The organism is Pseudarthrobacter sp. S6, from assembly GCF_050156575.1.
Classification (GTDB): Bacteria; Actinomycetota; Actinomycetes; order Actinomycetales; family Micrococcaceae; genus Arthrobacter.
The window spans coordinates 3,088,811-3,110,400 of record NZ_CP189581.1; the positions used below are offsets into that span (position 1 = coordinate 3,088,811).

Here is a 21,590-nt window from a genome sequence, read left to right on the forward strand (position 1 = left end):
CAGCTAAAAGAGAGCAGACTCGGTAGCCTGTAGACGTGAGCACAAATCTTTCGCGCGTCTTCGTGGCCCGCCTGCTGGGTCTTGACGTCTTCGACCCTTTGGGCGACCGCCTGGGCAGGTTGCGCGATGTGGTGGTGCTCTCACGTGGCAGCCGCGGTGCCCCGCACGTGGTGGGTATCGTCGTCGAAGTTCCCGGCAAAAAGCGGGTCTTCGTGCCGATGACACGCATTACCTCCATCGACCAGACGCAGATCATCTGCACGGGACTGGTCAACCTCCGGCGCTTTGAACAGCGCGGCGCGGAGACGCTGGTGGTCGCGGAAATGTTCGACCGGCGCGTCACTCTCCGGGACGGCAGCGGCGACGCCACCATCGAGGACATCGCCATGGACCAGCACCGGTCCCGCGACTGGTTCGTAAGCAAGCTGTTCGTCCGCCGGGGCCACTCGCTGTCCCCGCTCAGCCGGCTGCGCCGGAACGAGACCATGATCATCGACTGGGCCGACGCCCTCCAGGGTGCCCGCACTGAACCGCAGGCAGCCACGCAGTTCGTCGCCAACCACGAGGACCTCAAACCCGCAGACTTCGCCGAGGCACTGCAGGAAATGAGCGACAAACGCCGGTTCGAAGTGGCCAGCGAACTCCAGGATGAGAGGTTGGCTGACGTCCTGCAGGAGCTGCCCGAAGACGACCAGGTGGAAATCCTGTCCGCCCTTGACGTCCAGCGCGCAGCCGACGTCCTGGAGGAAATGGATCCCGACGACGCCGCCGATCTCCTCGGCGAACTGCCGACAGCACAGGCAGAAGAACTGCTTCAGCTCATGGAACCCGAAGGCGCCGACGACGTCAGGCGGCTCCTCGAATACGACGAGGACACCGCAGGTGGCCTGATGACGCCGGTTCCGGTGATCCTTCCCCCGGAGGCGACTGTCGCCGAAGCACTGGCCCACGTCCGCCGCGAGGAACTCTCCCCCGCCCTGGCCTCGTCCATCTTCATCACCCGGCCTCCGCTGGAAACCCCCACTGGACGCTTCCTGGGTGTGGTCCACATCCAGCAGCTCCTGCGGTTCCCGCCCTTCGAGCCCTTGGGCAACCTGGTGGACAAGAATCTTGAGCCGTTGTCCGATCAAGCCCACATCAGCGAAGTGGCCCGCACCCTGGCAACGTACAACCTGAACTCCCTTCCGGTGGTCAACGACGCCGGCCGGCTTGTGGGGGCGGTGACTGTTGATGACGTCTTGGATCATCTGTTACCCGATGACTGGCGCGCCTATGATGGCGAAGCCCCGATAAGAAAACTGGGAGGCCGCATTGGCTGACACCGGCGCCCCCAAGAATCCCAACAAGAAGGCGGCAGCCAAGGGCGGGCTCGACACACCTTTAAGCGGCCGCCAGCGCATCCTGCCAAAATTCTCGCCGGATCCGGACGCGTTCGGCCACGCCACGGAAGGCTTCGCCCGGTTCATGGGCACGCCACAGTTCCTGGTCTACATGACCGTCTTCGTTGTCATCTGGCTGGTCTGGAACACGTGGGCACCGGAGGCGTGGCAGTTCGATTCGCGCCTCCTGGGCTACACGCTCCTAACGCTGATGCTTTCGCTGCAGGCCTCGTACGCTGCCCCGCTGCTGCTGCTTGCCCAGAACCGGCAGGATGACCGCGACCGCGTTTCGCTACAGCAGGACAGGCAGCGCGCCGAACGCAACCTGTCCGACACCGAGTACCTCACCCGGGAACTGGCGTCCCTGAGGATCGCGCTGCGCGAGGTTGCCACCCGCGACTACGTCCGGGCCGAGCTGCGCACGCTCCTTGAGGACATGCTGGAAGCGCAGGAGGAACTGCGGACACACGATCACGCCGGAGCCGGCAGCCACGAGTCACCGCGCGAGAAGATCAAGGACAGGCTCAAGGAAAAACGCGATAAACAGCGGAACCCCCGCACGCAACAGATTCCCAAGGTCAAAGCCAGCCATGCCGCCAAAGAGCAGGCAGCTAAGGACCAGGCCGAGAAGGAGCCATCCGTTCAGGAACAGGCCGTCCCGGAGCACAACCCGACCACCGAAAGCTGAGCCCTCCCCGCATGAGCCACCCTCTGGAGCAGGCTGTCAACGCTGCACTGGCCACCGTGATCGATCCTGAGCTCCGCCGTCCCATCACGGAACTGGGCATGGTGGAGTCCGTGGACATCTCTGCGGACGGCCATGTCAGGCTAGCCGTCCTGCTGACCATAGCGGGCTGCCCCCTGCGCGGGACCATTACTGCCGACTCCGAAAAGGCGCTCTCCTCAGTTCCAGGCGTGACCGCCGTCGACGTTGAACTGAAGGTGATGAACCAGGCCCAGCGGGACGCCCTGAAGGAACAGCTCCGCGGCGCCTCCGGCCAGCGCGGGATTCCGTTCAACGAGCCGGGGTCGCTGACCAAGGTGTTTGCTGTGGCCAGCGGAAAGGGCGGCGTGGGCAAATCATCGCTGACGGTCAACCTGGCCTGCGCCCTGGCCGCCCAAGGCCTCAGGGTGGGCATCGTGGACGCCGATGTGCATGGATTCTCGGTTCCCGCCCTGATGGGCATCACGCAGGCGCCCACCCGCGTGGACGACATGATCCTGCCGCCGGTGGCCTACGGTGTGAAAGTAATTTCCATCGGCATGTTCGTGGCCGGAAACCAGCCGGTTGCCTGGCGTGGGCCGATGCTCCACCGGGCCCTGGAACAGTTCCTGACCGACGTCTACTTCGGCGACCTCGACGCCCTCTTCCTCGACCTGCCGCCCGGCACCGGTGACATCGCGATTTCGGTGGCCCAGTTGCTGCCGAAGGCGGAGATCCTGGTGGTCACCACGCCGCAGGCCGCAGCTGCCGACGTCGCCGAGCGCGCCGGTGCCATCGCCACCCAGACAGGTCAGACGGTGGCCGGCGTCATCGAGAACATGTCATACCTGGAAATGCCCGACGGCGGAAGGATGGAGCTGTTTGGCAGCGGCGGCGGGGCGGTCCTCGCCGAAAGACTCACGACGACGGTGGGAACCGATGTTCCGCTTTTGGGACAGATTCCGTTGGACATCCTGCTGCGGGAAGGCGGCGATGCGGGCGCGCCGATCGTGCTGGGCCGGCCCGAGACCCCGGCGGCCATTGCCCTGATCGAGATTGCGGGAAAACTTGCTGCCAGGCCCCGAGGCCTCACTGGGATGAGCCTGGGCCTGCAGCCGCGCTAGCGCAGCCCATCAGGGGCGACTGCGCCTAGGTTGCTTCGGTATCGAACGGGGCTGGTTCGCCCGGGGGCAGTGACTGGACCACGCGTTCCGGACGGGACGAAGCCGTCCCGCCTGTGGCAGCGGCCCCTGCTCCGGCGACGGCAGCTACCGCGGCCGGCGCGCCGGCACTGACGGGTTTGGCGTCGTCGTCCAGGAGGGCTTCCTTGATGATGCGCCGCGGATCATACTGGCGGGGATCATATTTCTTCCAGTCGACATCATCAATGTCGATGCCGACTTCTTCCTTGATCTGCTCCCGCGCACCGGAGGCCATCCGGCGGACTTCCTTCACCAGATTCGCAAGTTTCTGGGTGTATTCGGGCAAGCGCTGGGGACCGATCACCAGGATGCCGATGAGCAGCAGGATGAAGAACTCCGGGCCGTTGATTCCAAACACTTTAGGAAGATTACCCTCTCCGGAGCCCGGCTGACGATTTTTGCCCGCCAGCGTCGCAAAGTGCCTGTATCATGGAGCCAGTATCTCCCCGAGTTTGCGGATTCCCCGTTCCAACCGCGCCACGGGGGAGTCGTCCGCTGCAACCGTCGGGTAGGCGCCGGCCTCCGAGCTGGCAGCCGTGTTAATGCCTTTAACGGCGAGGACGCTGAGCCGCTCCAGCAGCGGAACGGCGTCGTCGGCCTGTTCCGCCGGGAGGTCGGACTCAACCGTAAAAGTGCCGGCCGTGGTCTCAATAACGGCCGTCCAGGGGGCCGTGTTGCTGACGATCAGCTTCTCATGCGACTGGTATGTGCTCAGGCCTGCGTCCTGACCGGACTCCTGCCGGACGTCCGCAGGATGCTGTTCGACGATCGTGGCGTAGTGGCTTCCATCGGACAGGCGCAGCTCCACCGCCGGCCGCCCGTTAAGTGTTATCGCATTTGCCATCCGGACGTGGAACCCAAGTTGCTCCAGTTCCGGGCAGACCCAGCCTTCCGAGCGAAGGGCGAGCAGTTGCGGGGCACCGAGCTCCCTGCCGTCGGCCGGCAGTTGGGCCGTATGCTGCGCCAGGCTCCCCTTGATAGCCGTTTGGGGGACGGACGTGCTGTCCCCTGCCAGCGCAAACGCACTGACGGCAAGAATTCCTGCGGCTGCGGCTGTACCGCCGGCAGTGAGTGCAAGGACTTTCACGGCCTGGTACGGGCGCTGGGCTGGCTCGGCCGCAGCCGCCAGCAACTGCGTCCTCGCCAGCAGCCGGGCGGTCAGGTCATCGCTGGCACGTGGCACGGCCGCGTCACGGAGACGCTCGATGTACTGGCGTTCACGCTTCTGCGCGGCTGCACATTCTGAGCAGTCCTGCACATGCTCGGCGCCGCGGGGATGCCGGCGGCCGAAGGGGTTCTGGGGCGTCATGGTACCGATCAGAGGATGCTGGCGATGCGCGGCAGCGAAAGCTTCGGCTTGCGTCCCTGCTGAGGCCGGGGATCACGGTGGGCCAGCTTTTCGCGCAGCATGGTCCTGCCCCGGTGGATACGGGAACGGACAGTACCCAGTTTGACGCCGAGCGCAGCGGCCACTTCGTCGTAGGACAGGCCTTCGAGGTCGCAAAGAACGACGGCGGCGCGGAAGTCTGGGGGCAGTTCCTCCAAGGCGGCCTGGACGTCAAGGTCCAGGTTGTTCAGTTCGAAGCTTAGCTCCGGCCCGGGCTCCCGCCCTGGAATCCTGGATTCGGCGTCATCGGCCAGCGCGTCAAAGCGGATGCGGGTCTTCCGTCGCGCCTGGTCCAGGAACAGGTTTGTGGTGATCCGGTGCAGCCAGCCATCGAGTGTCCCTGGCTTGAAATTCTCCAGTGACCGGAAGACGCGGACGAACACTTCCTGGGTGAGATCCTCGGCGTCGAACTTGTTCCCGGTCAGGCGGTACGCCAGCCGGTAGACCTTGGCGGAGTGGTTGGCCACCACTTCCTCCCAGGTGGGCCTGACCCACACAGCGGCGGAAACTTGCGTTGCAAGGACAGGTGCCATACCTGATGCTGACATCGTCCACTCCCATCGTGGATTGCTATCGCCTGGATACTTTTGACATCTCTGGTTCGGCGCCGGTCACCTCACGGATGACCGGACATCCATTATTTCAAATTTGGCTGGGAATTTCCTGACCAAGGCGGTTATTCGGCCAGAGGCACAACGATTCCCTTCTCCGGCCGGCACCCCCGCACACAGTAGGCTGTACTAAACACTCCCCTGCCGCCCAGAAAGCGAATCACATGAGCGCCGACAAATCCACGAGCTGGTCCTATGCAGAAGATCTGCCCGCAGAGGATGAGGTTATGCTTCGTGCCAGGGAGCGCTCCTTCGAACTGGGAGTGACCCCCATCGGCGCAGGTGTTGGTGCGGTGCTGACGGTGTTGGCTGCGGGCTCGAAGGCCCAGACCGCCGTCGAAATCGGCACAGGCGCAGGTGTCTCGGGGGTTTGCATCCTGCGGGGGCTCGGACCGCAGGCCGTGCTGACCACCATCGACGTGGACGTGGAACATCTCAAGGCTGCACGTGAAGCTTTTTCCGAGGCCGGCAGCCCGGCCAACCGCACGCGTACCATTTCCGGCCGCGCCGGTGATGTCCTGCCGCGCCTGACCGACTCCGCTTATGACCTGGTGTTTGTTGACGCGGACAAGCCCGGCCTGCCCGGCTACGTGGAACAGGCCGTCCGGCTCCTGAAGGCCGGCGGACTGCTCATCATCAATGACGCCCTGGACAAGGACCGCGTGGCCAACCCGGCTGTCCGGGAGTCCAACACTGTGGTGCTCCGCCAGGTGGGGAAGGCAATCCGCGATGACGACCGCCTGGCGTCCGCTATGCTTCCCACCGGCGACGGCCTGCTGGTCGCGGTCAAGAAGTAGCTCCACCGAAAATAAGCCAGGGTCCGCAGCCGGTTGGCTGCGGACCCTGGCCCTGCGGGATTATTCGGCAATGCCGAACAGGATTTATTCAGTCACGCCGACGAGGCATTCCTTAAGGTTGACCGCCTCCGCAGCGTTCAGTTCCACCACAAGCCGTCCGCCGCCTTCGAGCGGTACGCGCATGATCAGGCTGCGGCCCTCTTTGGTGACTTCCATAGGGCCGTCGCCGGTGCGTGGTTTCATAGCCGCCATGAGGAATTTCCCCTCCATTTAGTCCCAGGACATATCAGCCCGGATGGGCTGTGTCCGCATGGTCAAATCAAGCCGCTATGGCGGCCCGTACTGATGCCGCCACGGCTGAACATTTCTGAATGCTTTTTGTCCCTGCTTACTTACTATTATCCCGTAATGACCCGCACGTAGCTAATCGATGGACATTTACGGCCGCGTCGGATTCCCCAATCCGCCGGCCAGGCGCCGCCCGCGATCACGGCGGATAATCTCCGCCGCCCGGAAGCTGCGCCCATGCCCACAGCCAGACGATCCACACGATCTGGAGCAGGATAAACATTGTCAGGACCGTGCCGCGGTACGCCTTGGACCGGGACAACAGCGCGGCTGCCAGTGCCAACGGGAACAGCGGGAGCAACATCCGGAAGGTACTGGTCTGGGGGTGGAGGAACACCAGGAGGTAGCCCATGTAGCAGGCGCACCAAAGGCGCATCTCCACACCAAGCCGGACCACCGGCGGGGAGAACAGCAGGAGCACAAAAAGGCCTGCAAAGACGAATGGCGCCACGATCCCCAGGACGGGGCCAAAGAGGTCGACGCCGGCGTCGAACCAGGGCTTGAAGGGCACCAGGTCACGGCCGCGCCACACTGTCTCGGTTTTGGTATACGCCTCAATATCTCCGGTGGCGGCCCAGGCCGCCGCCGGCCACAGCAGTGCCGAGGCCCCGCACACCACGGTTAGGCCCGCCAGTGAGACCAGCTCCCCGAGGCTGTGGGTGCCCGGCCGCTCCTCGCGCCCCCGTTCGACCAGTCGCCAGAGGAAGAGAAGCCCCACCATGGCGGCAAAGGGAACGCCCACAGGTCGGGAGAGGCACAGCAGCAGGACCACCGGCATGGCAACGAAATAATGACGCCTGATGACGAGCAGCAGGGCGGTGGCCAGCAGGAAAACGGTCAGCGGCTCCGCATACGGGACCTGGAGAATGGCGGACACCGGAAAGGTCGCGAAAAATGCCACCCCCCAAAGCGCCGCAGTGTGCGAAGCCTTGTGCCTGAACAAGCAATACAAAACCAGCGCCGCGCCCAAGCCCGCCAGCATAGCGACGCCCGTCAGCGCCGCGGCAGGGCTGATTCCGGTCAGGCCCGCGAGCGCACGGCCCAGGGCCGGGAAGAGCGGATAGAAGGCCCACGCATTTTCCTGCACGTTGCCAGCGGCATCCGTTGGAAGCGGTGAGGGATACCCGTCGGTGATGATCCGGCCGTACCAACGCGCATCCCAGATATTGATGAAGTTCCAGTAGTCAGGGACGGCCGGAAACCACGGATTGGGCCCTTGGTGCAGGGCTGCTGCCATAAAGATGCAGGCGCTGACCATCCGGGCAGTGGCGTAGAGGGCGGCAACCTGCAGCCACCAGGGCCAGCGTTGGACCGCCCCCATGGCGCGGGCGCCGAATGCGGTGATCAACGCAGGCGGGCCCGTCCGGTCCCCTGTGTCAGTGCTCAAGCTCCGGCCTCCGGGTGCGCCGCCCGTTCCGAGTCCAGCAGCCGTGCCCGGAGCCTGCCCACTTCTTCGTCTTTGGCCGCGATCTGGTCCCGCAGTTCGTCGAGGACCTGGTCCACCTGGTCCATCCGGTACCCACGCAGGCCGAGGGAAAAGCGGACCCGGTCGACGTCGGCAGGTGCAGCGTCCGCGGGCAGTAGCACCGGCGGAAGGTTGGCGGGCGGCTGCCCGAACCCCGGGTAGAGAATCGGATTCTCCGGGACCTCGGCGCCTGTGGCCGGTTCACTGCCCCGGCGGAGGCTGCGCAGAATGCCGCGGCGGCCACCGGCGCCTGCCCACAGGGTGGCGGCGATCAGCACGATGGCGAAGTAGACCAGGAAAAAACTCACAGCACCCATCGTGCCAGATTCGCGCAGGCGGCCTATTCGGGCCGTTGCTCGCCATTGGCGGGAACGGGGGGCGTCGCGTGCAGCACCAGCTGCACCGCTTCTGCGGGATCGTCCACCACCTGGATGAGGTCCAGGTCCTTTGCGGAGACCATTCCTTCGGCCACGAGGGTGCCCTTGATCCATTCGATCATCGGCCCCCAGAAGTCGACGCCCAGGAGCACGATCGGGAAGGAGGTCACCTTCCGGGTCTGGACTAGGACCATGGCTTCGAAGAGTTCATCCAATGTCCCCAGTCCGCCCGGAAGAACGATGAAGCCCTGGGCATATTTGACGAACATGGTTTTCCGGGCGAAGAAGTACCGGAAGTTAATGCCGAGGTCCACCCACTGGTTCAGGCCCTGCTCGAACGGCAATTCAATGCCCAGCCCGACGGAGACGCCGTTGCCTTCCACGGTGCCGCGGTTGGCGGCCTCCATGGAGCCCGGACCGCCGCCGGTGATGACGGCCACGCCTGCCGCTGCCAGCTTCCGGCCTACTTCCATGCCCATTTCGTAGTACGGGCTGCCAGGCTTGGTACGGGCCGAGCCGAAGACACTGACGGCGGGCCCCAGATCGGCAAGCGCGCCGAACCCTTCGACGAACTCGCTCTGGATCCGGAGGACACGCCACGGGTCTGAATGGACGAACTGTCCGGCGCCCTTGGTATCAAGCAGATGCTGGTCCGACATTTCCACAGCTGCCTGCTTGCGGCGGAGTTCAAGGGGCCCCTTACGGCGCGGCTGGGAAGTTTTGGCCGGATCTGCGTTGATGCTCATCCTCCAAGGCTAATGCCAAGGCGGGCGTGCCCGTGGCAGGTATCTCTTGAATCACGATCCGCGCGAACTTGGCGTGATTCGCCTCATATCCAGCCAATGTTCGCTAGATTCTTCTTATGACTACTCATGTGCCCGGCGATGCGCTCGTCTCCCTGAATGGTGTGAATAAGCATTACGGTCAGCTGCACGTATTGAAGGACATCAATCTCCACGTCCGCAAGGGCGAAGTGGTGGTGGTCATTGGACCGTCAGGCTCAGGAAAGTCCACGTTGTGCCGTGCCATCAACCGTCTCGAAACCATCGAAGGCGGCACCATCAGCATTGATGGAAAGGTGTTGCCGGCGGAGGGGAAAGAACTGGCGCAGCTCCGCGCCGACGTCGGCATGGTCTTTCAGTCCTTCAACCTTTTCGCGCACAAGACCATCCTTGAGAACGTGACGCTTGGTCCCATCAAGGTCAAAGGCATTGCCAAGGCCCAGGCCGACAAGGAAGCCATGGCGTTGCTTGAGCGCGTGGGCGTGGGTCATCAGGCCCCCAAACTCCCGGCGCAGCTCTCCGGCGGCCAGCAGCAGCGTGTGGCCATCGCCCGCGCCCTGGCCATGAAGCCCAAGGTCATGCTCTTTGATGAGCCCACCTCTGCGCTTGACCCGGAGATGATCAACGAAGTTCTCGATGTCATGATCCAGCTGGCCAAGGAAGGCATGACCATGGTTGTGGTCACCCACGAAATGGGCTTTGCTCGTAAGGCCGCCGACCGCGTGGTTTTTATGGCTGACGGTCAGATCATCGAAGACGCCACACCGGAAGAATTCTTTACCAATCCGCAGACTGACCGCGCGAAGGACTTCCTGTCCAAGCTGCTCACGCACTGATTTCCCAACACCGAACACACACTGCAGTTCGCACCCAGGCCGTGACCCACGGCCGATCAATGAAAGGAATGTCATGAAGGCATTTATGACCCGCCGGAAGTCGTTCTTCGTGGCGGCCACCGCTGCCCTGGCTTTGTCCCTTAGCGCTTGTGGCGGCACCACCCCCGGCACCAGTAATCCCACCGTTGCCGACAAGCCGACGTTTGCCGCCGGCACAACCATGGCCAAGCTGTCCGCCGCAGGCACCATCAAGATCGGCACCAAGTACGATCAGCCGCTCTTCGGCCAGGTGGGCCTGGACGGCAAGCCGGTGGGCTTCGACGTCGAGATGGGCAAGCTGATCGCAGCCAAGCTGGGCATCGCTGCGGACAAGATCGAATGGTCAGAGACTGTCTCAGCCAACCGCGAACCCTTCATCGAGCAGGGCAAGGTGGACATTGTTATTGCCACGTACACCATCAATGACAAGCGCAAGCAGGTTGTCAGCTTTGCGGGCCCGTACTACGAGGCCGGTCAGGCGCTGATGGTGAACAAGGACAACACGTCCATCACCAAGCCTGAGGACGTCGCAGGCAAGAAGGTCTGCTCCGTGACCGGTTCCACCCCTGCCGCGACGATCGTGGACAAGTACAAGGCCGAGCTCGTGCCGGCAGCCACTTACTCCGCTTGCCTTGAGCCGCTGCGCAACAAGCAGGTCGAAGCGATCACCACGGACAACGTGATCCTGGCCGGCTTTGTGGACAAGGAACCGGATGCCTTCAAGCTGGCGTCGGATCAAACCTTCACCAAAGAGCCGTACGGCATTGGCCTGAAGAAGGACGACACCGAGTTCCGCAACTGGATCAATGACCAGCTCGAGGCGTTTGGCAAGGACGGGTCCTACAAGAAGGCCTGGGAAGCAACTGCAGGTTCGGTCATCAAGACCGCCCCTGAACTTCCCGCCATCAAACGCTACTAGGTAGCCACGGCGGCTTCCGGGGATTTGCTGCACGCGTTCCCCGGAAGCCGCCAGCCTGCTTTGACCCCCTACGCCAGAGCCGAAGGATCCTATGGAAGTCATCATTGAAAACCTCCCCCTTTATTGGGAAGGCCTTCTCCGCACCCTTTTCCTGTCCGTCGTCTCCGGGATCATCGCCCTCATTCTCGGAACACTCCTGGCAGCAGCCCGCGTTTCGCCCGTTGCGGCCCTCCGGGGATTCAGCACCGTCTACGTGGAGATTCTCCGGAACACTCCGCTGACCATTGCCTTCTTTTTCGCGGCGATCGTCCTGCCCCGCCTCGGCGTAACATTCCAGCAGTTCGAGGTCGCAGCGATCATCGCCCTCAGCGCCTACACAGCGGCCTTCATCGCCGAAGCAGTCCGCTCAGGCGTTAATAGCGTCCCTCTTGGCCAGGCGGAGGCCGCCCGCAGTATCGGCATGAATTTCGGCCAGGTCCTGAACCTCATCATTCTTCCCCAGGCGTTGCGGACTGTGATCCCGCCGCTGATCAACATCCTGATCGCCCTCGTCAAGAACTCCTCCGTCGCCGGCGCGTTCTTTGTCCTGGAACTGTTCGGCTACGGCCGCCAAATGGCCAACGCCAACGGTGACCAGGTCATGGCAGTTCTGCTGGGCGTTGCGTTCTTCTATCTGCTCCTCACCATTCCGCTGGGCGTCCTTGCCAGCACGGTGGAACGAAAGGTGGCGATTGCCCGATGACTTCAGTGCTCTACGACGTTCCCGGCCCCAAAGCGCGCCGGGTCTCGCTGATCGGTTCCGTGGTTGGAACCGTGCTGATCCTGGGACTTCTGGCATGGATCGTCATGACCCTCGCCCAGCAAGGCATTTTTGAAGGCCGCCGCTGGGCGATCTTCACCCGGGGCGACGTCTGGATGCTGCTCGGCAATGGCCTCGGTGCCACGCTCAGCGCCGCCGCCCTCGCCGCAGTGATCGCTTTCCCCCTCGGCCTGTTGTTCTGCCTGCTGCGCATCTCGCTGGTCGCCTGGATCCGGATTCCGGCCCGCGTGGTCCTGGAGTTCCTGCGCGGCATGCCGGTTGTCCTGATGATGCTCTTCGTCCTGCTGGTATTCGGGACGAGTTCCTTCGTCGCGGTGGTGACGGGGCTCGTCCTCTACAACACCGCTATCTTCGCGGAGATCATCCGGGCCGGCATCCAGTCACTGCCGAGGGGACAGCGGGAGGCGGGCCTGACCATCGGCCTGACCAGTTTCCAGTCCCGGTTGCTCATCGAGCTGCCGCAGGCGGTCCGGCGCATGATGCCGTCGCTGGTTGCCCAACTGGTGGTGCTCCTGAAGGACACCTCGCTGGGCTACATCGTGGCGTACGGCGAACTTCTGCGCGCGGTGCAGGTCATGGCGGACTTCCTAGGTAACGCGTTCCTGTTCCCCATCTTCTTCGTAGCTGCCGCGATCTACATTGTGATCAACATCTGCGTTTCCCGGCTCGCAATCTGGATCGAGCGCCGGGGTTCGACGAAAACGGCAGGCGGTGTTGCGCCGGCGCCAACCGCAGTGGTCGCACCTGAACTACCGGACGTATCGGAACGCAAATAGCAGCACGCGCGCACACGCAAAAGGTCCGGAACCCTCCAGGGGTTTCCGGACCTTTTGTGTGGAGCCTGTTGTTGGTGCTTTTGCCTTTCGGGAGGAGCTACGCCGCCAGCCAGCTCCGCAACGCCCGCAGGCACTCCCGGATGGCGTCGGCATCAACGTGCTCGTTGTCCTTGTGGGCCAGCAGCGGATCACCGGGCCCGAAGTTCACTGCCGGGATCCCCAGTTCGCTGAAACGCGCGACGTCGGTCCAGCCGTATTTTGGTTTCGGTTCGGCTCCCACCGCGGCCACGAAAGACGCGGCGGCAGGGTGGTTCAGTCCCGGGCGGGCGCCGGCGGCTGCGTCCGTGCGGACCACAGCGAAGCCCTCCAACAGTTCCCGGACATGCGCCTCCGCCTGGTCCGGCGTCTTGTCCGGGGCGAAGCGGTAGTTGATCTCCACCACGCACCGGTCCGGAATGACGTTACCCGCCGTGCCGCCGTTGATCTTCACAGCGTTGAGGCTCTCCCGGTAGTCCAGTCCGTCCACGTTGATGGTCTGGGGTTCATAAGCCGCCAGCCTGGCAAGGATGGTTGCCGCCGCGTGAATGGCGTTGCTGCCCATCCACGCCCGCGCGGAGTGCGCGGCCTCGCCCACCGTAGTGGCCTCAAAACGGCTGGTGCCGTTGCAGCCACCCTCGACGGTGCCATGGGTCGGCTCCAGGAGGATGGCAAAGTCCCCGCCCAGGAGGCTGCCGTGGTTGCGGACCAGGCGACCCAGCCCGCTCTTGACCGCTTCCACTTCCTCGTGGTCGTAGAACACAAAGGTGACGTCCCGCTTAGGTTCCGCGCCGCCGTCGAACATTGTGGCCGCCAGCGCAAGCTGCACGGCGACGCCGCCTTTCATGTCCGTGGCTCCTCGTCCGTAGAGCACGCCCTCCCCCGGGACACCGGATTCCCAGGTGGACGGAACGGTACCGCGCGCTCCTTCGGTCACGGGCAACGGCACTGTGTCCAGGTGTCCGGCGAGGATGACGCGTTCCGCCCTGTCCAGTTCGGTGCGGGCGATGATGGAGTCACCGTCGCGGACCACGTGGAGTTCGGGGATGGCCCGCAGCGCCACCTCGACGGCGTCAGCCAGGTCCGTCTCGTTCCCGGACACACTGTTGATGTCCATCAGGGCGGCTGTCAGCACGGAGACATCCTGACGGAGGTCCAAAGGCACGGTGATCGATTCAGGAGCGGTTTCGGCAGTCACGTTGCCAGTCTAGTTCGAACCCGGCGCCTGCCTCGATAGACTGGGGCCATGACTGAGACTGCTACTTCCGCCGCGCCCGAGAACCAAAACGCAACTTCCGAAGCCCGCTCCGCCTACGGCTTCGGCTTGGCAACCATCGCTACTGCCACCGGTGGGGAAAATTCTGAAGCCACCGTCCTCGACGTCTGGTTCCCCGCGCCTGCACTGGGTGTTGCGGCCGATAACCTGCGCGCCGTGGAGAATGCGGACGAAACCCTGGTCCAGCTCGCCGAAAGCGGCTCCGACGCGGACCGAGGGACCGAGCAGAAGGTGGTCTTCGTCCAGATCAACCTCGATGAAGCTCCGGCCGACACCGCCGATGCATACCTCCGCCTGCACCTCCTCTCCCACCGGCTGGTCCGGCCCAACACTATCAACCTGGATGGCGTCTTCGGCAAGCTCCCCAACGTGGTGTGGACCAACTTCGGTCCCGCCGCTGTGGAAGGCTTCGAGCTGACCCGCGCCAAGCTTCGCCGCCGTGGTGCCGTCACCGTCTACGGCGTGGACAAGTTCCCGCGCATGGTGGACTACGTGGTGCCTTCCGGTGTCCGGATCGCCGACGCCGACCGCGTCCGCCTCGGTGCCCACCTCGCCGAAGGCACCACCGTGATGCACGAAGGCTTTGTGAACTTCAACGCCGGCACCCTGGGCGCCTCCATGGTGGAAGGCCGCATCTCGGCCGGCGTCGTGGCCGGCGACGGCAGCGACGTGGGAGGCGGCGCGTCGATCATGGGCACCCTCTCCGGGGGCGGCAAGGAAAAAATCGTCATCGGTGAGCGCGTCCTGCTGGGCGCCAACTCCGGCGTCGGCATCAGCGTGGGCGATGACTCCGTGGTGGAGGCAGGCCTCTACGTCACCGCTGGAACCCGAGTGCTTGTTCCCGGGCCCAAGGACGAGGACGGCGAAGACACCGCCACGATCGTGAAGGCAGCCGAGCTGTCCGGCGTCCCCAACCTCCTCTTCCGGCGCAACTCCACCACCGGCGCCGTAGAGGTGCTGCCGCGCAAGGGCCAGACGGTGGAACTCAACCACGCCCTCCACGCCAACTGACCTGTCGGTGGCACGTGGTCGCAGTTTCGTTCGCCCCAGCGTGCTGCTGCTTACCCTGGCGCTGGCGGGCGCCGGAATCTACACTGCGGCCTCCTTCCTGCAGCGCTCCGAAACCCTGGTCACGGAGCGCTGCACGGCCGAGGTCGGAACCCAGAGCGCGGAGCTTGCAACGGACCAGGCAGTTAACGCCGCACTGATCACAGCGGTGGCAGTGCAGCGTGGGCTGCCTGCCCGGGCAGCCAGCATCGCTCTTGCCACCGCCATGCAGGAATCCAAGCTGCGCAATATCGGCCATGGCGACCATGCTGGCCCTGACTCCCGCGGACTCTTCCAGCAACGCCCCTCTCAGGGGTGGGGCACCGAGGCCCAGATCATGGACCCGTACTACGCTGCCAATGCGTTCTACGATGCACTGGTCAAGATTCCCGGCTATGAGTCCTTGGAGATCACCGATGCCGCACAGCGCGTCCAGCGCTCGGCATACCCCCTCGCCTACGCAGAACACGAAGATATGGGCCGCTTCTTCGCGTCCGGCCTGACCGGCCAGACGCCCGCCTCCGTGCTGTGCACTTTGCGCGCGCCGCAGGAGCCGGGCATCCCCGCCGCCGTCGAGTCCGAGCTCGCCCTGGCGTTCGGGCCGCTTGCGATCACCACGGAAATTGAGTCCCTCGTGGTGGAAGCTGACGGCACCCAGGCATGGTCCGTGGCGCATTGGGCAGTTGCCAACGCGAAGGGCCTGGCGGTAACGCGTGTGGACGTTGCCGGCCGCAGCTGGGACCGTGAGGATCAGGGCGGCTGGCGGGAATCTGACGCTCCGGCCGGCCAGGTCAGCATTACTGTGGCACCGGCCGGCACCGGCCGCTGACTGCCCGTTTACTGAGGCCAGCGTGGTGACCGCGGAACCTCAGACCAGGATGTCCACCACGGGCTGGACGTAGCTGCGGAAGAGCTCCGGCGCGGACATGAGGTTATGGCTCATGATGATCTTGTCCGGCTCCAAATACCACGCCCGTTGTTCGTTCAGAGGCAGTTCGATGATGGTCAGGGTGAAGTCCCGTGACCCCCGGCCGACCTCCAGCAGGCGGTCATCCACCATGTCGCCCAACAGCTGGTCCGAACCGCTGGCCACCCGTTCGGCTTCCAGCCTGGCGTACTCGCTGCGGCGCTCCCGTGCCCAGGTCAGGGCGGACCCGAAATGCGCCTGCAGGACGCGCTGGAGGGCCGGGGAATTTCCGAATTCCCCAAAATCCGGCGGGGACAGCTCAGGTGACGTCTGGGGATGCGCCTTCAGCAGCTGCTCCCACCAGGCTTCCCATTCGGTCTTGAGGGCGCTCAGCCCGCCGACGTCGGAGGTGAGATGCGAGTGGTCGGCAGGGCGGATCTTCGGCGCGGTATTCGACAACGCGGGGTGGCCTGCGCCGTCGAGTCCTGCCGCATCGCGGACAAAGAGCGCGATCATCAGAGGCCCGGACGTATCCGTAGTAATCTGCCAGCCGGAACCACCTGTGTGATGCATCCCTACTCCTCCTGTGGCCTGCCTGTACCGGCCTGACCAGCCGGTTCCGCTCCCCCGGCTCCCAGTCTATTCCCGATGCCACCGGACGGTAACGTCAGGCGGCCAGGCTCTTCAGGTGCCGGTCCAGGACGTCATGGCACATCTGTGCCGTCATCCAGGCGGGCTGCAGGAGGGCGTGCATGCACAGCCCGTCCAGCGTAGCCAGCAGCCTCTCCGCCTCGACCGCCAGCGACTGCTGCCCGTCGCCGTCGTCCGGTACCAGTGCGGTGATGACCTGCCCGACCACGGCGGCCACCTCCCGGTGGCTCCGATCGGCCTCGGCTGCGAGGAAGGGGCGGATCCTGGCCGCGTTCTTGAAGGCCATCCACACACAGGCGTCCACCGCCCGTTCCTCGTCTAGCGGCAGAAATTCACTCAACAGGGTTAAAACCGCTTCACGATGCGGGCCGGTCCCGGGTACGCTGGCGGCCATCGCCGGCAATGCCGCTGTGAGGCGGACCATGATCCGATCCACAACCGCGGCAAAGGAATGGCTGAGCAGCTCTTCGCTGCCGGCAAAGTAGTGCCGGACGGAGCCCACGGCGAGGCCGGCTTCGTCGGCCACCTCCCGCAGGGACGCACGCTCGAGGCCGTCGCCGGCGATGATCCTGAAGACCGCTTGAACGATTTCTGCGCGCCGGGCTTCGGCATCAACAAGTTTAGGCACCTTTAGTATTTAGCACACCCGTGCTTAAATCCACTCATCGCCGGAACTGGGATAGCGTAGAGGCATGAAAATTCTGGTCACAGGTGGCACCGGGTACATCGGTTCGCACACAGTCTTGTCCCTGCAGGAAGCCGGCCACGACGTGGTGGTGATCGATAACCTGGTGAACTCCAGCGAGGAGTCCCTGCGCCGGGTTGCCGAACTCAGCGGCAAGACCGCGGAATTCCACAACGTGGACCTGGTGGACGAAGCCGCCGTCGAAGGCGTCTTTGCCGTCCACACAATCGACGCCGTGATCCACTTCGCCGGGCTCAAGGCCGTGGGCGAGTCGGTCCGCGAACCCCTCAAGTACTACTACAACAACCTCGTGGGAACCCTGAACCTGATCCGGGTCATGGACCGCCACGATGTCCGCTCCATCGTCTTCAGTTCATCCGCCACCGTGTACGGGGAGCACAATCCCATCCCCTACGTGGAAAAGATGGAGATCGGCGCCAACAACCCGTACGGCCGCACCAAGGAACAGATCGAGGACATCCTCGCCGATCTGGGCGCCGCTGACAGCCGCTGGCACATAGCCCTCCTGCGCTACTTCAATCCGGTGGGCGCACACCCGTCAGGCCGCATCGGCGAGGATCCCCAGGGCATCCCCAACAACCTGGTGCCCTTCATCGCCCAGGTGGCCGTGGGTCGCCGTGACAAGCTCATGGTTTTCGGCGGCGACTACGACACACCTGACGGCACCTGCCTGCGGGACTACATCCACGTCGTCGACCTCGCCGAAGGCCACGTCGCCGCCCTCAACCACGTTGCCGACCGCCCAGGCGTCTACCGCTGGAACCTGGGCTCTGGAAAGGGGTCCTCGGTCCTGGAGGTCCTGCGGTCCTTCGAGAAGGCCGTGGGCCAGCCCATCGCCTACGAGGTCACCGGACGCCGCGCCGGCGACCTCCCGGCCTTCTGGGCCGATGCCACCTCCGCCCTCGCCGACCTGAGCTGGTCCACCACCAAGACCGTGGACCAGATGTGCGAGGACCACTGGCGCTGGCAGAAGAACAACCCCCAAGGCTACTCCGCTTAAGCAGCAACGCGGGGTCACTTACGGCCCGTCCCGAAGCTCGGGATGGGCCGTAAGTGACCCCGCGTTGTTCTGTAGCGGAGCTCTTAGCGGACCGGGTAGTCGCGCTCGGGCTCGCCGATGTACAGCTGGCGCGGGCGGCCGATCTTGGTGTTCGGGTCGCTGATCATTTCACGCCACTGGGCGATCCAGCCCGGCAGGCGGCCGATCGCGAACAGCACGGTGAACATCTTCTCGGGGAAGCCCATGGCCTTGTAAATCAGGCCGGTGTAGAAGTCCACGTTCGGGTAGAGCTTGCGCTGGATGAAGTAGTCATCGTTCAGCGCCTTTTCTTCCAGGCGCATGGCGATCTCAAGCAGTTCATCGTTGCCGCCGAGCTTGCTGAGGATCTCGTGGGCCGTGGCCTTGACGATCTTGGCACGCGGATCGTAATTCTTGTAGACGCGGTGTCCGAAGCCCATAAGGCGGACGCCGTCTTCCTTGTTCTTGACCTTCTCCATGTAATCCTCCGGCTTGGTGCCGTCGGCCTGGATCTGGCGCAGCATCTTCAGCACTGCCTCGTTGGCGCCGCCATGTGCGGGACCAAAGAGGGCATTGATGCCGGCCGACACCGAGGCGAAGAGGTTGGCGTTTGAGGAGCCCACCAGGCGCACCGTGGACGTCGAACAGTTCTGTTCGTGGTCGGCGTGCAGGATCAGGAGAAGGTCCAGCGCCTTGGCGATGACCGGGTCCACTTCGTACTGCTCGGCGGGAAGGCCGAAGCTGAGGCGGAGGAAGTTCTCCACGAGGTTGTGGGAGTTGTCGGGGTACAGCATGGGCTGGCCGATGCTCTTCTTGAGGGCGTAGGCGGCGATGACCGGCATCTTGGCCAGCAGCCGGTACGTGGAGACCTCTACCTGCTCAGCGTTGAACGGATCCAGCGAGTCCTGGTAGAACGTGGACAGTGCCGACACGGCCGAAGAGAGCACAGGCATCGGGTGAGCATCACGGGGAAAGCCGCTGAAGAAGCCCTTGAGCTCTTCGTGCAGCAGCGTGTGGTGACGGATCCGCTGGTCGAAGGCGTCCAGTTCCGTGGCGGTCGGCAGGTTGCCGTAGATCAGCAGGTAGGACACCTCGAGGAAGCTGGAGTGCTGCGCCAGCTGTTCGATGGGGTACCCGCGGTAACGCAGGATGCCGGCATCGCCGTCGATGTAGGTAATAGCGGACGTGGTTGCTGCGGTGTTCATGAAGCCGGGGTCAAAGGTGACTGCGCCCGTCTGCTTGAGCAGCTTGGAAACGTCGTAGCCTTCGTTTCCTTCAACAACCTGGATGCGCGGGAGCTTGAGCTCGCCTCCTGCATGGTGCAGTGTTGCACTGTTGGTCTCAGTCATGGAGTCCCCTTCATGAGGCGCGTAGGCCTCTGTCGAAAGCTTGATCCAACATCCGGTGAGCCGCGGCACTGACCCTGTTCTTCCAGGAATCCAACACCCGGGCTGCCTTCTTGTAGAAAGCCACCATTGATAGTCACTTAAAAAGTACCGCCCGATTGCGGGTGTCACTAATCGGAGGCGCGGAAAACCCCCGTAAAATGCCGTCTTTGTGGCGCGAGTCACATGATTGTTACGGCGTCGTGGCCAGTCTGGCCACGGCCGCGTCAATCCGCTCATCCGTGCCGGTCAGGGCGACACGCACAAACCCGTTTCCGGCCTCGCCGTAAAAGACGCCTGGACCCACCACGATGCCCCGCTCAGCCAGCCGCGCCACCGTGTCCCAGGTGCTATCTCCGGCGGTGGACCAAAGGTACAGTCCGGCGTCGGAATCCTTGATCTCTAGCCCGAAACCCTGCAGTGCCGGCATCAGGCGCTCCCGGCGTCCGCGGTACAGGTCCTTCTGGGCCTGGACGTGGGTGTCATCGCCCAGCGCAACCCGCATTGCTTCCTGCACCGGGTAGGGGACGATCATGCCCGCATGCTTGCGGCTGTTGACGAGGCTAGCCATGATGGCCGGGTCACCGGCCACGAACGCTGCGCGGTAGCCTGCCACGTTGGACTGCTTACTCAACGAGTACACGGCCAGGAGACCCTCGTGAGACCCGCCGGAAACGCGATGATCCAGGATGCTGGGAACTGGCTCGCCGCCTCGCTGTGCGTCCCACGCGCCCCACCCGAGTTCGGCGTAGCACTCGTCCGACGCCACCACAGCGCCCAGTTCGCGGGCTTGCGCCACAATGGCTTGAAGTGACTCAACGCCCCTAACGCTTCCGGTGGGGTTGCCCGGCGAGTTCACCCAGATCAGCCGCACGCGGGAGCGCGTGGAGTGGTCCAACTCGTCAAGGTTGTCGGTAGCCACAGAGGTAACGCCGGCGAACGTAGCCCCGATGTCATAGGTGGGGTAAGCAACCTTGGGACGGACGACGACGTCGCCCGGCTTCAGCCCGAGCAGGAGCGGCAGCCAGGCCACCAGTTCCTTGGAGCCGACGGTGGGCATGACGTTCTTAGGGTCCAGGCCGGGGACGCCGCGGCGCCGCTCAAACCACGCCGCAATGGCTTCCCGCAAGGGAAGGATGCCGTGAACGGTAGGGTATCCCGGCGCGTCCGCGGCGGCCTTGAGGGCAGCCTGGATCAGTGCGGGAGTAGGGTCGACGGGAGTGCCGATCGATAGGTTCACGGCCCCGCCGTGGTGCTCAGCTGCTTTGGCCAGGTACGGAGCCATGGCCTCCCAGGGGTAGTCGGGCAGGCTCAGGCCGAAGCTGTTCACGGCTGCTGTCAACGCGCTGCCCGGCTCAGTGGTCTTGGTTCTGGAGCGGCAGGGCGGCGATCATCGGGTGGTCCTTGCCCGTGTTGCCCACCTTCGCGGCGCCGCCGGGCGAGCCCAGGTCATCGAAGAATTCGACGTTGGCCTTATAGTAGTCAGCCCACTCTTCAGGAGTGTCATCCTCGTAATAGATGGCCTCCACGGGGCAGACCGGCTCACAGGCACCACAGTCGACACACTCGTCGGGGTGGATGTACAAGGAACGCTCACCCTCATAGATGCAGTCAACGGGGCACTCCTCAATACATGCCTTGTCCTTGACATCTACACACGGCTGCGCGATTACGTACGTCACGTCCCTTGCCTCTCCACGATATTTCCCGGCAATGGCCGGCACTTGAATCCGGCACCGGCCGGACTGTTGACTTCTGAGCCTATTATCTCCCAGCCCATCCACGCGAACCTAGCCGGCCGCCTTAGTATGAACTGGTGAGTCCCGCCCAGCCTACGCCCCGAGAATTTCTGGCCAGCGCCCCGCCCGGAACACGGGTTGTAGTCCGCTACCGGATCGACGGCGGCCTGACCGATGCACTGGGGTACTTGGTGGCAACTGACGACGGCGGCTCCACGGTCCGCACGCGGAAGGCCGACGTCGTGATCCCCTTGGACCTTGTGGTGGCTGCGAAGGAAGTGCCGCCAGCACCGGAGCGGCGCCCCGCCCGCGTCCGCAACTGACGCTCTCCTGACACAAAAAAGCTGCCGGCACGACGGCGGGAATCCCGCCCGCCGTACCGGC

At 64.2% G+C, this 21,590-nt stretch carries 25 protein-coding genes; 12 read left to right on the top strand and 13 right to left on the bottom strand.

Annotation, left to right across the window (positions count from 1 at the left end; genetic code table 11):
* Positions 1–35: 35 nt before the first annotated feature.
* Genes ACQCS0_RS14695 through ACQCS0_RS14705 form a run of 3 tightly spaced genes read left to right on the top strand, consistent with a single transcriptional unit; the run spans position 36 to position 3,206 of the window.
* Positions 36–1,319, top strand: a complete 1,284-nt coding sequence (locus ACQCS0_RS14695; RefSeq protein WP_185261097.1) for a magnesium transporter MgtE N-terminal domain-containing protein — start codon at positions 36–38, stop codon at positions 1,317–1,319.
* Entirely contained in the window at positions 1,312–2,067 is a 756-nt protein-coding gene (locus tag ACQCS0_RS14700; protein WP_354153438.1) for a DUF1003 domain-containing protein, read from the top strand. Before ACQCS0_RS14695 ends, ACQCS0_RS14700 begins: the two co-directional genes overlap by 8 nt.
* Before the next feature lie 11 nt (positions 2,068–2,078).
* Positions 2,079–3,206: an Mrp/NBP35 family ATP-binding protein gene (locus tag ACQCS0_RS14705; RefSeq protein ID WP_354153437.1), complete on the top strand. Its 1,128-nt coding sequence runs from the start codon at positions 2,079–2,081 to the stop codon at positions 3,204–3,206.
* 25 nt (positions 3,207–3,231) lie between these two features.
* On the opposite strand, the gene ACQCS0_RS14710 is transcribed toward ACQCS0_RS14705, so the two are convergent.
* From ACQCS0_RS14710 to sigE, 3 genes are all read right to left on the bottom strand, one after another.
* The gene (locus ACQCS0_RS14710) at positions 3,232–3,642 is read right to left on the bottom strand and encodes a Sec-independent protein translocase TatB (RefSeq protein ID WP_354153436.1); all 411 of its coding nucleotides are present in this window, start codon (positions 3,640–3,642) and stop codon (positions 3,232–3,234) included.
* 69 nt (positions 3,643–3,711) lie between these two features.
* Positions 3,712–4,593 (bottom strand): anti-sigma factor, encoded by an 882-nt coding sequence (locus ACQCS0_RS14715; RefSeq protein WP_354153435.1) that lies wholly within the window; start codon positions 4,591–4,593, stop codon positions 3,712–3,714.
* 8 nt (positions 4,594–4,601) lie between these two features.
* Positions 4,602–5,219, bottom strand: coding sequence for an RNA polymerase sigma factor SigE (sigE, locus tag ACQCS0_RS14720; protein ID WP_354153434.1), 618 nt, complete (start codon positions 5,217–5,219; stop codon positions 4,602–4,604).
* Positions 5,220–5,446: 227 nt separating this feature from the next.
* Here sigE and ACQCS0_RS14725 point away from each other — a divergent pair, with 227 nt between their 5' ends.
* On the top strand, positions 5,447–6,079 hold the full coding sequence (locus ACQCS0_RS14725; protein ID WP_056343985.1) for an O-methyltransferase: 633 nt from the start codon (positions 5,447–5,449) through the stop codon (positions 6,077–6,079).
* Between the two features lie 84 nt (positions 6,080–6,163).
* Here the strand turns inward: ACQCS0_RS14725 and ACQCS0_RS14730 are convergent, their stop codons facing one another.
* The 4 genes from ACQCS0_RS14730 to ACQCS0_RS14745 form a co-directional block, all read right to left on the bottom strand.
* The gene (locus tag ACQCS0_RS14730) at positions 6,164–6,331 is read right to left on the bottom strand and encodes a DUF3117 domain-containing protein (protein ID WP_354153433.1); all 168 of its coding nucleotides are present in this window, start codon (positions 6,329–6,331) and stop codon (positions 6,164–6,166) included.
* Positions 6,332–6,566: 235 nt separating this feature from the next.
* On the bottom strand, positions 6,567–7,748 hold the full coding sequence (locus tag ACQCS0_RS14735) for a hypothetical protein (protein ID WP_354153779.1): 1,182 nt from the start codon (positions 7,746–7,748) through the stop codon (positions 6,567–6,569).
* Between the two features lie 62 nt (positions 7,749–7,810).
* Complete coding sequence (locus ACQCS0_RS14740; RefSeq protein ID WP_354153432.1) at positions 7,811–8,209, bottom strand: DivIVA domain-containing protein; 399 nt, start codon at positions 8,207–8,209, stop codon at positions 7,811–7,813.
* Between the two features lie 23 nt (positions 8,210–8,232).
* Positions 8,233–9,015, bottom strand: coding sequence for a TIGR00730 family Rossman fold protein (locus ACQCS0_RS14745; RefSeq protein WP_354153431.1), 783 nt, complete (start codon positions 9,013–9,015; stop codon positions 8,233–8,235).
* A 116-nt stretch (positions 9,016–9,131) separates the two neighbouring features.
* Between ACQCS0_RS14745 and ACQCS0_RS14750 the strand changes: the two genes are divergently transcribed.
* The 4 genes from ACQCS0_RS14750 to ACQCS0_RS14765 all read left to right on the top strand — a co-directional run bounded on the left by ACQCS0_RS14750 (position 9,132) and on the right by ACQCS0_RS14765 (position 12,441).
* The gene (locus ACQCS0_RS14750; RefSeq protein WP_354153430.1) at positions 9,132–9,887 is read left to right on the top strand and encodes an amino acid ABC transporter ATP-binding protein; all 756 of its coding nucleotides are present in this window, start codon (positions 9,132–9,134) and stop codon (positions 9,885–9,887) included.
* Positions 9,888–9,960: 73 nt separating this feature from the next.
* A complete protein-coding gene (locus ACQCS0_RS14755; RefSeq protein ID WP_354153429.1) occupies positions 9,961–10,845 on the top strand; it encodes a glutamate ABC transporter substrate-binding protein in 885 nt (294 codons plus the stop codon).
* 91 nt (positions 10,846–10,936) lie between these two features.
* Positions 10,937–11,587: an amino acid ABC transporter permease gene (locus ACQCS0_RS14760; protein WP_160672472.1), complete on the top strand. Its 651-nt coding sequence runs from the start codon at positions 10,937–10,939 to the stop codon at positions 11,585–11,587.
* Positions 11,584–12,441, top strand: a complete 858-nt coding sequence (locus tag ACQCS0_RS14765) for an amino acid ABC transporter permease (protein WP_354153428.1) — start codon at positions 11,584–11,586, stop codon at positions 12,439–12,441. The genes ACQCS0_RS14760 and ACQCS0_RS14765 overlap by 4 nt, the downstream gene beginning before the upstream one ends.
* Positions 12,442–12,538: 97 nt before the next feature.
* Here ACQCS0_RS14765 and dapE read toward each other — a convergent pair whose 3' ends face one another.
* A complete protein-coding gene (dapE, locus tag ACQCS0_RS14770) occupies positions 12,539–13,675 on the bottom strand; it encodes a succinyl-diaminopimelate desuccinylase (RefSeq protein WP_354153427.1) in 1,137 nt (378 codons plus the stop codon).
* A gap of 48 nt (positions 13,676–13,723) precedes the next feature.
* Here dapE and dapD point away from each other — a divergent pair, with 48 nt between their 5' ends.
* Complete coding sequence (gene dapD, locus ACQCS0_RS14775) at positions 13,724–14,764, top strand: 2,3,4,5-tetrahydropyridine-2,6-dicarboxylate N-succinyltransferase (RefSeq protein WP_354153426.1); 1,041 nt, start codon at positions 13,724–13,726, stop codon at positions 14,762–14,764.
* Positions 14,765–14,771: 7 nt separating this feature from the next.
* On the top strand, positions 14,772–15,629 hold the full coding sequence (locus ACQCS0_RS14780) for a hypothetical protein (protein ID WP_426939806.1): 858 nt from the start codon (positions 14,772–14,774) through the stop codon (positions 15,627–15,629).
* 39 nt (positions 15,630–15,668) lie between these two features.
* Here ACQCS0_RS14780 and ACQCS0_RS14785 read toward each other — a convergent pair whose 3' ends face one another.
* Both ACQCS0_RS14785 and ACQCS0_RS14790 read right to left on the bottom strand, forming a co-directional pair.
* Positions 15,669–16,280, bottom strand: coding sequence for a hypothetical protein (locus tag ACQCS0_RS14785; RefSeq protein WP_282328775.1), 612 nt, complete (start codon positions 16,278–16,280; stop codon positions 15,669–15,671).
* Between the two features lie 94 nt (positions 16,281–16,374).
* Positions 16,375–16,986 (bottom strand): TetR family transcriptional regulator C-terminal domain-containing protein, encoded by a 612-nt coding sequence (locus ACQCS0_RS14790; protein ID WP_354153424.1) that lies wholly within the window; start codon positions 16,984–16,986, stop codon positions 16,375–16,377.
* Between the two features lie 64 nt (positions 16,987–17,050).
* On the opposite strand from ACQCS0_RS14790, the gene galE reads away from it, so the two are divergent.
* Positions 17,051–18,064, top strand: coding sequence for a UDP-glucose 4-epimerase GalE (galE, locus tag ACQCS0_RS14795; protein ID WP_354153423.1), 1,014 nt, complete (start codon positions 17,051–17,053; stop codon positions 18,062–18,064).
* Positions 18,065–18,147: 83 nt separating this feature from the next.
* On the opposite strand, the gene ACQCS0_RS14800 is transcribed toward galE, so the two are convergent.
* From ACQCS0_RS14800 to fdxA, 3 genes are all read right to left on the bottom strand, one after another.
* Entirely contained in the window at positions 18,148–19,431 is a 1,284-nt protein-coding gene (locus ACQCS0_RS14800) for a citrate synthase (RefSeq protein ID WP_354153422.1), read from the bottom strand.
* A 229-nt stretch (positions 19,432–19,660) separates the two neighbouring features.
* Positions 19,661–20,809, bottom strand: coding sequence for a succinyldiaminopimelate transaminase (gene dapC / locus ACQCS0_RS14805; protein ID WP_354153421.1), 1,149 nt, complete (start codon positions 20,807–20,809; stop codon positions 19,661–19,663).
* A 13-nt stretch (positions 20,810–20,822) separates the two neighbouring features.
* A complete protein-coding gene (fdxA, locus tag ACQCS0_RS14810) occupies positions 20,823–21,149 on the bottom strand; it encodes a ferredoxin (RefSeq protein ID WP_056344030.1) in 327 nt (108 codons plus the stop codon).
* Positions 21,150–21,283: 134 nt separating this feature from the next.
* On the opposite strand from fdxA, the gene ACQCS0_RS14815 reads away from it, so the two are divergent.
* Complete coding sequence (locus ACQCS0_RS14815) at positions 21,284–21,529, top strand: hypothetical protein (RefSeq protein WP_354153420.1); 246 nt, start codon at positions 21,284–21,286, stop codon at positions 21,527–21,529.
* Positions 21,530–21,590 lie beyond the last annotated feature (61 nt).

Coding starts and splice junctions, on each gene's coding strand:
- ACQCS0_RS14705 (WP_354153437.1), top strand. CDS start 2,079: ATGAGCCACCCTCTGGAGCAGGCTGTCAACGCTGCACTGGCCACCGTG.
- ACQCS0_RS14715 (WP_354153435.1), bottom strand. CDS start 4,593: ATGACGCCCCAGAACCCCTTCGGCCGCCGGCATCCCCGCGGCGCCGAG.
- sigE (WP_354153434.1), bottom strand. CDS start 5,219: ATGTCAGCATCAGGTATGGCACCTGTCCTTGCAACGCAAGTTTCCGCC.
- ACQCS0_RS14725 (WP_056343985.1), top strand. CDS start 5,447: ATGAGCGCCGACAAATCCACGAGCTGGTCCTATGCAGAAGATCTGCCC.
- ACQCS0_RS14730 (WP_354153433.1), bottom strand. CDS start 6,331: ATGGCGGCTATGAAACCACGCACCGGCGACGGCCCTATGGAAGTCACC.
- ACQCS0_RS14735 (WP_354153779.1), bottom strand. CDS start 7,748: ATGGGGGCGGTCCAACGCTGGCCCTGGTGGCTGCAGGTTGCCGCCCTC.
- ACQCS0_RS14740 (WP_354153432.1), bottom strand. CDS start 8,209: ATGGGTGCTGTGAGTTTTTTCCTGGTCTACTTCGCCATCGTGCTGATC.
- ACQCS0_RS14745 (WP_354153431.1), bottom strand. CDS start 9,015: ATGAGCATCAACGCAGATCCGGCCAAAACTTCCCAGCCGCGCCGTAAG.
- ACQCS0_RS14750 (WP_354153430.1), top strand. CDS start 9,132: ATGACTACTCATGTGCCCGGCGATGCGCTCGTCTCCCTGAATGGTGTG.
- ACQCS0_RS14755 (WP_354153429.1), top strand. CDS start 9,961: ATGAAGGCATTTATGACCCGCCGGAAGTCGTTCTTCGTGGCGGCCACC.
- ACQCS0_RS14760 (WP_160672472.1), top strand. CDS start 10,937: ATGGAAGTCATCATTGAAAACCTCCCCCTTTATTGGGAAGGCCTTCTC.
- ACQCS0_RS14765 (WP_354153428.1), top strand. CDS start 11,584: ATGACTTCAGTGCTCTACGACGTTCCCGGCCCCAAAGCGCGCCGGGTC.
- dapD (WP_354153426.1), top strand. CDS start 13,724: ATGACTGAGACTGCTACTTCCGCCGCGCCCGAGAACCAAAACGCAACT.
- ACQCS0_RS14785 (WP_282328775.1), bottom strand. CDS start 16,280: ATGCATCACACAGGTGGTTCCGGCTGGCAGATTACTACGGATACGTCC.
- galE (WP_354153423.1), top strand. CDS start 17,051: ATGAAAATTCTGGTCACAGGTGGCACCGGGTACATCGGTTCGCACACA.
- ACQCS0_RS14800 (WP_354153422.1), bottom strand. CDS start 19,431: ATGACTGAGACCAACAGTGCAACACTGCACCATGCAGGAGGCGAGCTC.